This window comes from Streptomyces sp. NPDC032198 (assembly GCF_040636975.1).
In the GTDB taxonomy this organism is placed as follows: Bacteria; Actinomycetota; Actinomycetes; order Streptomycetales; family Streptomycetaceae; genus Streptomyces.
This window is the reverse complement of the sequence record NZ_JBEZVL010000004.1, coordinates 582,392-596,102: the sequence shown is the minus strand read 5'-3', so window position 1 is coordinate 596,102 and position 13,711 is coordinate 582,392. Positions and strand designations below refer to the sequence as shown.

The window sequence follows — 13,711 nt, the reverse complement described above, 5'->3', positions numbered from 1 at the left end:
TCCCACCCATGAGATGGACCCAACGGCTACGCGGTACGGGGGTGGCGGTGGCCGCGGCCACGCTCCTCGGGGGAGCCCTCGCCATTCCGGCGGCCCAGGCTGCCCCGGCGGCGGGCGGTCAACTGACCGACCTGGTCAACCCGTTCATCGGCACCGAGAACGAGGGCAACACCTACCCCGGAGCGGCCGTGCCCTTCGGCATGGTCCAGTTCTCGCCCGACACCGGGCACAACACCGGCTACGACCACTCCGACACCCACATCCGCGGCTTCTCCACCGTCCATCTCTCGGGCGTGGGCTGCGGGTTGGGCGGCGATCTGCCGGTGCTCCCCACCACGGGTGACGTCAAGGAGACGGACTACGCGAAGTACGCGGCGGAGTTCAGCCACGACGACGAGAAGGCGAGCCCCGGTGCGTACCGGGTGGGCCTGAAGTCCGGCATCGACGCCGAGCTGACCGCCACCAAGCGCACCGGCGTGCAGCGCTACACCTTCCCCGCCACCGACAAGGCCAACGTCCTGCTCAACGCGGGCCAGTCGTTGCACAAGACCGGCGGCACCAAGGTCGAGATCCTCGACAGCCGTACGGTCCGCACGGCGATCACCGGCAGCGGCTTCTGCCAGGACACCAAGCCGTACACGGTCTACACGATCACCCGCTTCGACCGGCCCTTCACCACGTCGGGCACGTGGAAGGGCGACACCGTCACCGCGGGCTCCAAGTCGTCGTCGGCGGGGGAGGAGCGCAACGGCGCCTACGTCCGCTTCGACACCTCCAAGGACCGCACCGTCGAGGCGACCACCGCCCTCTCGTACGTCGACGCCGAGGGCGCCGCGCTCAACCTCCGGGCGGAGGGCGGGCGTTCGTACGACCGTGTGGAGAAGGCGGCCCAGCGGGCATGGGAGGACCGGCTCGACGACGTGCAGGCGCAGGGCGGCAGCGAGACCGTGCGCCGCACCTTCTACTCGTCCCTCTACCGTTCGTTCCTGGCGCCGAACATCGGCAGCGACGTCGACGGCCGGTACACCGGCTGGGACCAGAAGACGCACCGCACTGCTGATGACGGGGGCTTCACCTACTACCAGAACTGGTCCCTCTGGGACACCTACCGCACCCAGGCGCAGCTCCTCGCCCTGCTCGCGCCGCACGAGTCCCGGGACATGGCGCTCTCCGTCCTGAAGATCGACGAGGAGAGCGGCTGGCTGCCCAAGTGGGGCTACGGCACGGTCGAGACGAACATCATGACCGGCGACCCGGTCACCCCTTTCCTCACCAACGCCTACCAGCAGGGTCTGCTGAAGGGGCATGAGGAGGAGGCGTACCGCGCGCTGAAGAAGAACGCGGACGGCGTGCCGCCCGCCGACTCGGCGCCCGTGGGCCGCGAGGCCAACAAGGAGTATCTGAGCGAGGGCTTCGCGCCGTACATCAAGGGCCGCCCGCACGCCAAGCCCGGCGACTCGGACTTCGACCACGGCGCCTCCGCCACCCTGGAGTACGCGCTCTCGGACGCGATGCTCGGTCAGATGGCCGGCGACCTGGGGCACAAGGCCGATGCGAAGCGCTACGCGGACCGTGCGCAGAACTACCGGAAGATCTTCGACAGCTCGACCGGGTTCTTCCGTGCCCGGGACGCCGCGGGCGCCTTCACCGGTCCCGCCGACCCGGCCAAGAGCGAGGGCTTCCACGAGGGCACGTCCTGGCAGTACCAGTGGCTCGTCCCGCAGGACCTGCCCGGCATGGTCGGCCTCATCGGCGGCAAGAAGGCCGCCAACGACCGCCTCGACTCCTTCTTCGCGTACGAGCAGCTCCTGAAGGACCCGGCGAAGACGGCGCGCGAGGTGTGGGTCAACGGCCCGTACGACTACTACAACGCGGACAAGTACAACCCGCAGAACGAGCCCGACCTCATCGCCCCGTACACCTATCTGTCGACGGGCCAGCCGTGGAAGACCACTGATGTCGTGCACGCCGCGCTCACGCTCTTCACGGACGCCCCGACCGGCATGACCGGGAACGACGACCTCGGCACCATGTCCGCCTGGAACGTGCTGTCCTCGATCGGCGTCTTCCCGGTGCAGCCCGGCACGGACACGTGGGGTCTGTCGACGCCCGTCTTCGAGCGCGTCGACCTGACACTGGACCGCCGCTACTACCCGAAGGGCCGTCTCACGGTGAAGGCGCCGGGCACCTCGGACACCCGGCGGTACATCCAGTCGGCACGCGCGGACGGTGCCGACTACGGCAAGACGTACCTGACGACCGACGACATCCGCGACACCCGTGAACTGTCCTTCACGGTGGGCGACAAGCCCTCGGAGTGGGGCACGTCGCAGGACGCCGCACCGCCCGCGCTGAAGTGACACCGCCCGTCCCCCGCTGAAGTGACGTAATCGATACGCCACTTGCGCACCACGAGGCCCGCCTCTCCCAGAGAGGCGGGCCTTAATCTGTTGTTAACTGAGCGTAGCTTGATCGTACTTGACCGTAGTCGCGCAACGGCGATTGACTGCACCTTCGTGCCATCCCCCGCATCGTCCTCGACGCGAGAGCAGCCCGTTGATACCTCTGTCCGCTGAGCCCTCAGACCTGCTCGCACCTCTCGACCTCGCCTTCTGGAACATCGAGTCCGCGGAACACCCCATGCATCTGGGGGCCCTCGGCGTCTTCGACGCCGACTCTCCGGACGCGGCCGAGCGCGCCGCCGAGCTGCTCGCCTCACGCGCGGCCGCCGTGCCGGGACTGCGGCTGCGGATCCGGTCCGTCTGGCTTCCGGTCGGCGGGGCCGTCCGCGCCGCCGCACCCGCCTTCGACCCGCTGGACCACGTCCGCCTGGCCGAGCCCGCAGGGGACTTCCACGCCGCGGCGGGCGCGCTCATGCAGCGCCCCCTGGACCGCGACAGGCCGCCGTGGGAGGCGCATGTGCTGCCGGGCGGCGACGGCACCTCCTTCGCCGTGCTGTTCAAGTTCCACCACGCCCTCGCGGACGGACTGCGCGCCCTGATGCTCGCCGCGGCCGTCATGGACCCCACCGATCTGCCCGCCGCGCGCCCGGCGCCCGCCGTGCCGGAGCCCTCCCGGTGGTCCTGGCTGCCGGACCCGCGCAAGCTGCCGGGCCTGGTCCGCGACACCGTCGGCGACGTGGGGCAGGCCCTGGACATCGGCTCGTCCGTCGCCCGCGCCACCTGGGGCGTACGGTCATCGGCGGCCCTCACGTCGCAGGCCACCGGCACGCGGCGTACCGCGGGGGTGCTGCTCGATCTGGACGACGTGCACCGGGTGCGCAAGACCGTGGGCGGCACCGTCAACGACGTACTCATCGCCGTGGTCGCGGGAGCCCTGCGCCGCTGGCTGGACGAGCGGGGCGACGGCAGCGAGGGGGTGGAGCCGCGCGCCCTGGTGCCCGTCTCCCGCCGCAGGCCGCGCACCGCGCAGCCGCCGGGCAACCGGCTCTCCGGGTATCTGGTCCGGCTGCCCGTCGGCGATCCGGACCCGGTCGCGCGGCTGCGGTCGGTGCGGGCCGCCATGGACCGCAACAAGGACGCGGGGCCGGGACGCGGCGCGGGCGCGGTCGCCCTGCTCGCCGATCATGTGCCGCCGCTCGGCCACCGCATCGGCGGTCCCGTCGTCGCGCAGGCCGCCCGGCTGCTCTTCGACATCCTCGTGACCAGCGTCCCGCTGCCCAGCCTCGGCCTGCGGCTCGGCGGCTGCCCGCTCACCGCCGTGTACCCCTTCGCGCCGCTCGCCCAGGGGCAGGCACTGGCCGTCGCGGTGTCGACGTACCGGGGCCGGGTGCACTTCGGTCTGGTCGCGGACGCAGCCGCCGTGCCGGACCTGGATGTTCTGGCGCGGAGCGTGCGGGAGGAGCTCGCGGGGCTCGTCGATGCGTGCGTAAACCGTCCGCGTTTGGTAGAGGGGCCCGTCGCTACGTAAAGTTCTCTTCTTTGGAGCTTCCGCGGTCACCCAGACGAGCCGCGGCATGAGTGACGCGAGGACAGCGGCGATGACGGTGACAGAAGGCGGCCCGGAGGCTGCCGAACCTGCGGAGGCGTTCGGCCCCGGCATCGACCCCGACCGGCTGGCCGTCTGCCTCAGCGTGCTCGACGAGCTGGACAAGCTCGACGTCGACCACCCCGACGCGATCGCGGTGCGCCGGGCCACGGCCGGGATCTACCGGACCGTGAAGCAGCGCCGCCGCCAGGAGCGCCGGGCCGCCAAGACCGCACACGACAAGGCGGTCACCGAGTCCACCGCCACCGGCTCCGCCGAGCGGATCGACGACGAGACCGAGGGTCTGCTGCCCTCCTCACGGACCGAGGAGGGCCGGATCGCGGGGATACTCCAGCGCCCGCGCTCCTGCTACACCTGCAAGACCCGGTACGTGGAAGTCGACTACTTCTACCACCAGCTGTGCCAGGACTGCGCCGCCCTGAACCGCTCCAAGCGCGACGCCCGCACCGACCTCACCGGCAAGCGCGCACTGCTCACCGGCGGCCGGGCCAAGATCGGCATGTACATCGCGCTGCGTCTCCTGCGCGACGGCGCCCACACCACCATCACGACGCGCTTCCCCAAGGACGCCATCCGCCGCTTCAAGGCGATGGACGACTCGGCCGACTGGCTGCACCGTCTTGAGGTCGTCGGCATCGACCTGCGCGACCCGGCCCAGTCCGTCGAGCTCGCCGAGCGGCTCGCCGCGGCGGGTCCGCTCGACATCCTGATCAACAACGCGACGCAGACCGTGCGCCGCCTGCCCTCCGCGTACGCCGCCCTGGTCGACGGGGAGAGCGCGCCGCTGCCCGCCGGGGAGCTGCCCGCCCACTCCGTCATCGGCGCCTTCAACTCCGGCGCCGTGGACGGCCTCGCCGCGCTGCCCGTCGGCACCAGCGGCCTGGAGGCGCAGCAGGTCGCCGACCTCGCCCTCGTCGCGGGCAACGCCAGCGTCGCCCGGCACCTGGATGGCACCGCCATCGACGCGGGCGGTCTGGTCCCGGACGTCGTCGACAGCAACACGTGGGTGCAGACGATCGAGCAGATCTCCCCGGTGGAGCTCCTCGAGACCCAGCTCTGCAACTACACCTCGCCGTTCATCCTGATCAGCGCGCTGCGTCCGGCGATGGCCGACGCCGCCAAGAAGGCAGCGAGCGGCCGCTCCTACGTCGTCAACGTGTCGGCGATGGAGGGCGTCTTCGGCCGCGGCTACAAGGGCGCGGGCCACCCGAACACGAACGCGGCGAAAGCCGCGATGAACATGGTGACGCGGACCAGCGCCCAGGAGATGTTCCAGACCGACGGCATCCTCATGACGTCGATCGACACCGGCTGGATCACCGACGAGCGCCCGCACTACGACAAGCTGCGCCTGGCCGACGAGGGCTTCCACGCCCCGCTGGACCTGATCGACGGCGCGGCCCGGGTCTACGACCCGGTCGTGCGGGGCGAGGCGGGCGAGGATCTGTTCGGTGTCTTCCTGAAGGACTACGCACCCGGCAAGTGGTAGGCCGTGGGCGGCCGATGGCCGCCCACCGTCGATAAACGGGCGTCTTATACAGGCGACCTATACAAGCGTCATAGACGTCCGTATGGTTACCGCCATGACGCAGACAGCGGCACGCCGACTTCCCGTGTCCCCGGGCCCCTCAGTCACGTTCGCGCGGTTCGTGCTGTGCGGAGGAGGGGTGGGCGTCGCCTCCAGCGGCGCGGTCGTCCTGCTGGTGTCCTGGATGCCGTGGGCCGTGGCCAACGCGCTCATCACCCTGGTGTCGACGGTGCTCGCCACCGAGCTGCACGGCCGGTTCACCTTCGGTGTGCGCAGCGCGAGCCGCGTGCGCACACACCTGCAGAGCGCCGGGACGGCGGCGGCCGCCTACGCCGTGACGACCTTGTCCATCGCCGCCCTGCACCAGCTCCGTCCGGAGCCCGGCGCCCTGTGCGAGCAGGCCGTGTATCTCGGCGCCTCCGGGCTCGCGGGCGTCGGCCGGTTCCTGGTGCTGCGGCTCGTCGTCTTCGCCCGGCCGCCGCGTCAGACCTCGCCCGTCGTGGCCCGCAGCCGCTCGTGCACGGCGTACGGGGCGGTCGTGCCGGCGGCGGCCCGCACCCGGGTCCCGCCGTCCACCAGGACATCGGCCCCCGTCACCCATTCGGCCGCGTCCGAGACCAGCCATGCCACGGCCCGCGCCACGTCCTCCGGCTCGCCGATGCGGCCGAGCGGGAGGCTCGCGGCGAGCTGCTTCTCGGCGCCGTCCCATACGAAGCGGGCCATCTCGGTGCGGATGAGGCCGGGGGACACGGAGTTGACCCGCACCAAGGGCGCCAGTTCGCCCGCGAGTTGGGCGGTCAGGTGCAGGAGCGCCGATTTGCTGGTGCCGTACGCGCCCACGTTCGGGCCCACATGGGACGCACCCTCGGTGCAGATGTTCACCACCGCGCCGCCGTGCTCGCCCATCCAGGCCCGCCAGGCGAGCTGCGTCAGGCGCAGCGCGGCCTCGACGTTCACGGTGAAGGCCTCGCGCCATCGGGTGAGGTCGACGTCCATCAGCGGGCCGTAAGGGGCGTTCGTCGCGGCGTTGTTCACCAGCACGTCGAGCCGCCCGAACTCCCGCAGCGCGAGAGCCACGCATTCCTCCGCCCGACCGGAATCGGCCACACCGCCCACGCACCCGACGGCCTCCGCGCCGTCCGCGCGCAGTCCGGCCACCGCCGCGTCCAGGGCGTCCGGTGCGCGGGCGGTCACGACCAGGCGGTGTCCGGACTCCGCGAGGGCCCGCGCGACCGCGAGCCCGATGCCGCGCGACGCGCCGGTCACCAGGGCCACCGCGCCGTCCCGTGCCTGGGCAGAAGTCATCCCCGTACGGTCCCATGGAGGCCTGGAAAGGCCCATGGGGTCGACCCGTTGGAGATTTTTCGACCCGCGGGCCACCCCCACACCGGGATCAACTGTCCGAAATCCACTCCATCGGCGGAACCCATAGAGCGCGGGCGCGCTCATTTGGTTAATGTGAGGCGAACGGACGGTCTCCAGGGATCCACAAGCGCCCCTTGGCCGCCCCGGGACAGGCTCGCCACCATGGCCGCGATCCCGCCCGAACAACGGCGCCACCGCGACCGAACAGCCCTTGTCCTTCCGTTACGCGACACAAAGGAGTGCGCGGTGACACCAGATCTGACGAAGCAGGAAAAGCGACCGGCGGAACGCGGCAGTGAGCGGGCCGGCAGACCACGCAAGCTCAGCAACCTGGACTCGTGGGCAAAGGCGGCTCCGATCCGCCTCGCCGGCTATGAGGACGACCTCGCGGAGCCGCACATCCTCCCCGGTATCGACTGATCCCTCCGCTTTCGCCGCGTGCCCCCTGCCGATCCCGGCCGGGGGCGCGCGGCGTTGCCGTGGCGCCGTTTGCCTTCAAAATCGAACACATGATCTAGTCGAAGGTATGAGCCACCCCCTCCCCGACGACCTCGTACGCATGCAACGGGAGTGGACCGCCACCTACCGACGGCTGGCCGACCAGCCGGGGCGCACCGTGCTGCGCCGACGCCTGATCCGCCTGTCCGTGCGGCTGCACTTCCATCCGCGGTTGAAGACCGCGGCGGCCCGTACGGAACTGCGCCGCCGCGCGCAGGGCGAACCATGACCCCGCGGAAGGAGAACGGGCCTGGTCGCGCATGGCCCGGCGGTTGCGGGTTACTCCGGGGTGTATGGACGGAACAGCGGATACCGGCAGCGTGGACCGCGCGCCGGAGGAACCGACACAGTTGCCCAAGCGGTCCTGGCGGGCGGTGCTCACCGGCGTCATCCGGGAGTTCCAGGACGACGAGCTGACGGACCGGGCGGCGGCGCTCACCTACTACGGGGTGCTGTCGCTCTTCCCGACGATCCTGGTGCTTGTCTCCCTGCTCGGCGTGGTCGGGAAGTCGGCGATCGACTGGCTCCTCAAGAGCCTCGAGGAACTCGCGCCCGGTTCGGCACGGGACATCATCGGCGACGCCGTGCGGCAGCTGGAGGGCCGGGGCGGTGTCGGCTCTCTGATGGCTGTGGTCGGCATCGTCCTCGCGGTGTGGGCGTCGTCCGGCTACGTGGGGGCGTTCATCCGCACCGCCAACGCCGTCTACGACATGCCCGAGGGGCGGCCCGTGTGGAAGGTGCTGCCGATCCGGGTGGGCGTGACGGTGGTGCTCCTGACCCTGGCGGTCATCAGCGCGCTCATCGTGGTGTTCACCGGCGGCATAGCCCACACCGTGGGTTCGGCTCTGGGGTTCGGCGACGCGGCGCTGACGGTGTGGGCGATCGCGAAGTGGCCCGTACTCGTCGTGCTGGTGACCTTCATGATCGCGCTGCTGTTCTGGGCGACGCCGAACGTGAAGGGCCGCGGCTTCAGGTGGATCACCCCGGGCAGCGTGGTCGCCCTGCTGATCTGGTTGATCGCCTCGGCCGGATTCGCCTTCTACGTGGGGAACTTCAGTTCCTACAACAAGACCTATGGCGCACTGGCCGGAGTGATCATTTTCCTGGTGTGGCTGTGGCTCAGCAACATCGCGATCCTGCTCGGCCTGGAGTTTGACGCGGAGCTGTCCCGGCAGCGTGCCATCGCCGGTGGCCTGCCCCCCGAGGAGGAGCCCTACGTACCGCCCCGCGACACCAGTGCGTGGGACGAGCAGGACCGTCGTCGCATGGACGAGTGACGCACGAGCGACCATGTGCCGATCCCGGAGATTCGGGTACTCGGCCGCTGAACAGACAGGAGGTTGATGACGATGGCCCAGACAGGCCCGCACACCACCGGCCGTGACAGCGCCGGACAGACCGCCACCCACAGCGAGCCGGTGGGCGAGCTCGTGCAGCGCGCGTCGCAGCAGCTCACGGAGCTGGTACGCGGCGAGATGCGGCTGGCGCAGGCGGAGATGAAGGAGAAGACCAGGCGCTACGGCAAGGGCAGCGGCTTGTTCGGCGGAGCCGGTCTCGTCGGCTTCCTCACCCTGCAGGCTCTTGTCGCCACCGCGATCGCGGCGCTCGCCGTGCCGCTTCCGGTGTGGGCCGCGGGGCTGATCGTCACCGCCGTCCTCGGTCTGATCGCCGCGGTACTGGCCATGACCGGCAAGAAGGAGGTCGGCCGGGCCGCCCCGCCGATCCCCGAGCAGGCAATCGACGGCGTGAAGGCCGACGTCGCAGAGATCAAGGAGAGTGCACAGCGATGAACCAGCCCGACAAGAACACCCCCGCCCCCGGGGAACTGCGCGACAAGGTCGAGCAGACCCGCCAGGACCTGGGAGAGACGGTCGAGGCGCTGGCGGCCAAGGCGGACGTCAAGGCCCGCGCGCAGGAGAAGGCGGTCGCGATCAAGGGTCAGACGGCCACGAAGGCCGCCGAGTTGAGCGGGCAGGCCGTGGCGAAGGCCACCGAGGCCGCCCATGTGCTCCAGGACAAGGTGCCCGACCAGGTCAAGGACAAGGCCGCCGCCGCCACCGGGCAGGTGAAGGCCGTGGCAGAACAGGCCTCGGAGGTGTGGCAGGACAAGGCGCCGGAGCAGGTCCGCAACCGTCGTACGGCCTTCATCGCGGGTGGCGTGGCGCTGGTGGCGACGTACGTCCTGGTGCGGCGCAAGCGGAAGCACGGGAGCGCGGTGTGAAGGCATCGAAGATCGCGTACAAGCCCGTCGGGATGGCGCTCGGCGCGCTCGCCGGTGTGGCCGCGGGCGGGCTGTTCAAGCAGGCGTGGAAGATGGCAGGCCATGACGAGGACGCGCCCGACGCCACCGACGAGGACCGCGGCTGGGGCGAGATCCTGCTGGCGGCCACGTTGCAGGGTGCGATCTTCGCCGTGGTCAAGGCGGCCGTCGACCGGGGTGGCGCGGTCGCCACGCGCAGACTGACGGGCGCCTGGCCGGGCTGATCCCGGCCGGCCCCTGCTGGCTCTGCCGACAGAGCGCCCGCCGACAGCGCCGGGATTCATCCGATGGATCTGCGCAGGGCGGCGCAAATGTCCAAGTCCCGGCTGCGGGCAATGCATTGACACCCTCGCGGGGCGCTTGAATCATCGGATGTCATGACTGACATGCGCATGATGGTCGCGCCCCGTGCGCGGCTACGCCGGTGGAGAGGCGCCGCAGTGGCCCTGCTGCTGCTCGCGGCGCCCGTCCCGGCGGCCGGGGCGACCGGTGCCCCGCAGCCCGCCGCGGACCCGCCCCGAACCGTCCCCGCCCTGACCGACTGGACGCCGGGCAAGGGGAGTTACGCCTACGGCCCCGGCGCCCGGCTCGTCGCGCACGGGCCCGCTGCGCGCGAAGCCGCCCGCACCCTCGCCGACGATCTGCGCGCCGCGGGCAGGGGCCGGGTGCCGGTCACCGGCGGCGCCCCGCGCGACGGCGACATCGTGATCGACGTCGCGCCCCGGCACAAGACGCTCGGCGCCGAAGGGTACGAACTCCGCGCGGGCAAACGCCTGGAGATCACCGGAGCGACCGGGGCCGGAGCCTTCTACGGCACCCGCACCCTGCTCCAACTCCTCGCCCGGAGCGACCGCGTACCCGCCGGACGCACGGTGGACGTGCCTCGGTACAAGGAGCGTGGAGTCGGCGTCTGCGCCTGCTACATCCACATCTCGACGCCCTGGCTGGAGAACCTCGTACGCGACATGGCGTACGACAAGCAGAACCAGCTGCTCCTCGAACTCAAGGTGAAGAGCGACAAGCACCCCGAGGCCAACAGCTGGGGCTACTACACCAAGAGCGAGATACGCCGCCTCGTCGCCCTCGGAGAGAAGTACCACGTCACGATCATCCCGGAGATCAACTCGCCCGGCCATATGGACCCCTGGCTGGAGAAGCGCACCGACCTCCAGCTCACCGACTCCGACGGCAAGCGGCAGCCCTCGCGCCTCGACATCACCCAGGACGAGGCCTTCGCGTACTACACGAGCCTGATCGACGAGTACGCCGAGGTGTTCCCCGCGAAGTCCTGGCACATGGGCGCCGACGAGTACATGCTCGGCTCCGACTTCGCCAAGTACCCCCACATCCTCGAGTACGCGAAGAAGAAGTACGGCGAGAACGCGACCCCGCAGGACGCCTTCGTCGACTTCGTGAACCGGGTGCACGCCTACACGGCGGGCAAGGGCAAGCAGCTGCGCATCTGGAACGACGGCCTGACCGGCGCGAACACGGTGCCGGTCGCGGCGGGCACGAGCGTGGAGCACTGGCTCGACGTGAAGACCAAGCCGAGCCAACTCATCTCCCAGGGCCATCCGTTGCAGAACGCCGCCTACTCCCTCTACCTCGTGCGCGGCGGCTTCCACACCGACACCAAGGCGCTGTACGACAAGGCGTGGGACCCGCGCAGCTTCGAGGGCGAGAAGCTCGCGTCTCCCGAGGGCGTCACCGGGGCGAAGATCAGCCTGTGGCCGGACAACGGCCGGGGCGAGACCGAGAACGAGGTCGCGGCCTCCATGGTGATGCCGCTCAGCCACATCGCCCAGGTCACCTGGGGCTCCGCGCAGCCGGACCCGACGTACGCAGGCTTCGCCGCGCGCGCCGAGTCCGTCGGACACGCGCCCGGCTGGCGGGACCTGACGAAGCCGAGGGTGGCTGACGGCACGTACACCCTGCGCGACACCAAGGGGAACGCGGAGCCCGCCGCCTACGAGATCAAGCGCACCCGCGACGGCTACCTCACGCTGAAGTCCACGGCGGGCGGCACCTGCCTGGAGACCCGCAGCGGAAAGCTCACGCTCAACGTGCCCCTGGAGCCCGGAAGTTCGGTCACACGGGAGACGTGCGACGCGGCGAACACCTTGCAGCGCTGGCAGCTGACGAAGGCGGCGGACGGCTACCGGCTGACGAACGCGATCACCCAGATGTCGGTGTACGCGGCCGAGGACGGAAGCCTCCAGCAGTATCCGGCGGATCAACGGACCCCGGCCACCTGGACCTTGACCACACACTGACCGCCCCCTGGTCCCATCGCCCCGAGATTCGCCCCCGAGATTCGCCCCCTCGAGATTGCCTTCGACACCCGACAGGGAGACCCGCGCGCCCATGACTGTCAGCAGACGCCTCTTCGTGACCGCCGCCGTCACCACGGCGGTCGCCGCGTCGAGCAGTTCCCTTGCCCTCGCGGTACCCGGCTCCATCGGGACAGCCGCTGCCGCCGCCCCCGAACCGCCCTACCGCATCCCGATCGGCCCCAAGGACTCCCCGGACGAAGTCGTCGCCAAGGCGTCCCAAGTCCGGCCGACGGAACGGCAGATCGCCTGGCAACGCCTTGAGCAGACCGCGTTCCTGCACTTCGGGGTCAACACCTTCACCGGCCTCGAATGGGGCACGGGCGACGAGGACCCCGATGTCTTCCAGCCGTCGGAACTCGACACCGATCAGTGGGCGCGGGCCCTGCGCGACGGCGGATTCAAGCTCGCCATCCTCACGGTCAAGCACCACGACGGCTTCGTCCTCTACCCGTCCCGCTACACCAAGCACAGTGTGGCGAGCAGCAGTTGGCGAGCCGGGGAGGGTGACGTCCTGCGCTCGTTCGCCGGCTCCCTGCGGCGGCACGGGATCAAGGTGGGCGTCTACATCTCGCCCGCCGACGAGAACCAGTACCTGCATGGCGTCTACGCCAACGGCAGCGCGCGCTCCCGGCGGACCATTCCCACGCCGGTCGAGGGCGACGACCGGGCGGGCGAGTCTTCCGTACGGTCCTTCACGCTCGACGCGACCGACTACGGCGCCCATATGCTCAACCAGCTCTACGAGGTGCTCACCGAGTACGGGCCCATCGACGAGGTGTGGTTCGACGGGGCCCAGGGGCGCATCCCGCCGGAGAAGGTCGAGACGTACGACTGGGACAGCTGGTACGCGGTCATCCGTGCCCTGGCCCCGAACGCGACGGTCGCCGTGCGCGGCCCCGACGTCCGGTGGGTCGGCAACGAGGGCGGGCTCGCGCGCGAGAACGAGTGGAGCGTCGTCCCCGTCAAGGACTCGGGGAACGGCAGTGTCGACTACGCGCTGAAGTACGACGCGCCCGACCAGGGAAGCCGGGAGGCGCTCGCCGAGGCGCGGGCCGTCGCCCAGTACGTGCAGTGGTGGCCGGCGGAGTGCGACGTCTCGATCAGGCCGGGCTGGTTCTACCACGAGGACGAACAGCCCAAGTCCGTCGAGCAGTTGACGGACATCTGGTTCCGCTCCGTGGGCAGGAACTCCGTGCTGCTCCTGAACATCCCGCCGGACGACCGGGGCCTGCTCCCGGAGGCGGACGTGGCGCGCCTGCGGGACTTCCGCGAACGGATCGGGCGCGAACTGCCGGAGGATCTCGCGCGGGGTGCACGGGCGCGCGGTGACGGCAGCCGCCCGTCGTACGCGGTCGACGGCGACCCGGACACGGCGTGGGCGTGCCCTGCGCCCTCCCGGGGGACGCTCACGGTCGACCTGGGCAAGGCGCGGGAGATCGACCGGATCCGGCTGGGGGAGGAGATCCGGCGCGGGCAGCGACTGGAGCACGCAGTGATCGAGGCGCGGCTTCCGGGCGGATCTGGCGGATCTGGCGGGTCTGGGTGGTCCCTCGTGACCGAGGTGGACACGGTGGGGGCCAGCCGGGTCCTGACGCTGGCCACGCCGGTGCGGGCGCGGGAGTGGCGGCTTCGCGTGACCGGGTCGCGCGGGGCGGTACGCCTTGCGGAGTTCGGTCTGTACCGGTCGCGGGTTTAGGCGCCTGCCGGGAGCCGCGCCCG

12 protein-coding genes and 1 pseudogene are annotated in these 13,711 nt (G+C 70.7%); 12 read left to right on the top strand and 1 reads right to left on the bottom strand.

Annotation, left to right across the window (positions count from 1 at the left end):
• Positions 1–8: 8 nt before the first annotated feature.
• The 4 genes and pseudogenes from AB0E78_RS13790 to AB0E78_RS13775 all read left to right on the top strand — a co-directional run.
• Positions 9–2,360: a GH92 family glycosyl hydrolase gene (locus tag AB0E78_RS13790; RefSeq protein ID WP_361831653.1), complete on the top strand. Its 2,352-nt coding sequence runs from the start codon at positions 9–11 to the stop codon at positions 2,358–2,360.
• A gap of 280 nt (positions 2,361–2,640) precedes the next feature.
• Entirely contained in the window at positions 2,641–3,930 is a 1,290-nt protein-coding gene (locus AB0E78_RS13785) for a wax ester/triacylglycerol synthase family O-acyltransferase (protein ID WP_361831651.1), read from the top strand.
• A gap of 70 nt (positions 3,931–4,000) precedes the next feature.
• Positions 4,001–5,497, top strand: a complete 1,497-nt coding sequence (locus AB0E78_RS13780; protein ID WP_361831649.1) for an SDR family NAD(P)-dependent oxidoreductase — start codon at positions 4,001–4,003, stop codon at positions 5,495–5,497.
• Positions 5,498–5,591: 94 nt separating this feature from the next.
• Positions 5,592–6,011 (top strand): annotated as a pseudogene (locus AB0E78_RS13775) (GtrA family protein); the annotation flags it as partial.
• 8 nt (positions 6,012–6,019) lie between these two features.
• Here AB0E78_RS13775 and AB0E78_RS13770 read toward each other — a convergent pair.
• Positions 6,020–6,841 carry an SDR family oxidoreductase gene (locus AB0E78_RS13770; RefSeq protein WP_361831647.1) on the bottom strand — a complete coding sequence of 274 codons (822 nt, stop codon included), beginning with the start codon at positions 6,839–6,841 and terminating at the stop codon, positions 6,020–6,022.
• Between the two features lie 306 nt (positions 6,842–7,147).
• Here AB0E78_RS13770 and AB0E78_RS13765 point away from each other — a divergent pair, with 306 nt between their 5' ends.
• The 8 genes from AB0E78_RS13765 (at position 7,148) to AB0E78_RS13730 (ending at position 13,688) form a co-directional block, all read left to right on the top strand.
• Positions 7,148–7,321, top strand: a complete 174-nt coding sequence (locus AB0E78_RS13765) for a hypothetical protein (RefSeq protein ID WP_361831645.1) — start codon at positions 7,148–7,150, stop codon at positions 7,319–7,321.
• Positions 7,322–7,427: 106 nt separating this feature from the next.
• Positions 7,428–7,628, top strand: a complete 201-nt coding sequence (locus tag AB0E78_RS13760; RefSeq protein ID WP_361831643.1) for a hypothetical protein — start codon at positions 7,428–7,430, stop codon at positions 7,626–7,628.
• A 64-nt stretch (positions 7,629–7,692) separates the two neighbouring features.
• The gene (locus AB0E78_RS13755; RefSeq protein ID WP_361831641.1) at positions 7,693–8,676 is read left to right on the top strand and encodes a YihY/virulence factor BrkB family protein; all 984 of its coding nucleotides are present in this window, start codon (positions 7,693–7,695) and stop codon (positions 8,674–8,676) included.
• Positions 8,677–8,817: 141 nt separating this feature from the next.
• Positions 8,818–9,189, top strand: coding sequence for a phage holin family protein (locus tag AB0E78_RS13750; RefSeq protein ID WP_361831789.1), 372 nt, complete (start codon positions 8,818–8,820; stop codon positions 9,187–9,189).
• Complete coding sequence (locus AB0E78_RS13745) at positions 9,186–9,620, top strand: DUF3618 domain-containing protein (protein ID WP_361831639.1); 435 nt, start codon at positions 9,186–9,188, stop codon at positions 9,618–9,620. The genes AB0E78_RS13750 and AB0E78_RS13745 overlap by 4 nt, the downstream gene beginning before the upstream one ends.
• Positions 9,617–9,883, top strand: coding sequence for a DUF4235 domain-containing protein (locus AB0E78_RS13740; RefSeq protein WP_361831637.1), 267 nt, complete (start codon positions 9,617–9,619; stop codon positions 9,881–9,883). The genes AB0E78_RS13745 and AB0E78_RS13740 overlap by 4 nt, the downstream gene beginning before the upstream one ends.
• A 162-nt stretch (positions 9,884–10,045) precedes the next feature.
• Complete coding sequence (locus AB0E78_RS13735) at positions 10,046–11,932, top strand: family 20 glycosylhydrolase (RefSeq protein WP_361831787.1); 1,887 nt, start codon at positions 10,046–10,048, stop codon at positions 11,930–11,932.
• A 91-nt stretch (positions 11,933–12,023) separates the two neighbouring features.
• A complete protein-coding gene (locus AB0E78_RS13730) occupies positions 12,024–13,688 on the top strand; it encodes an alpha-L-fucosidase (protein WP_361831635.1) in 1,665 nt (554 codons plus the stop codon).
• Positions 13,689–13,711: the final 23 nt, after the last annotated feature.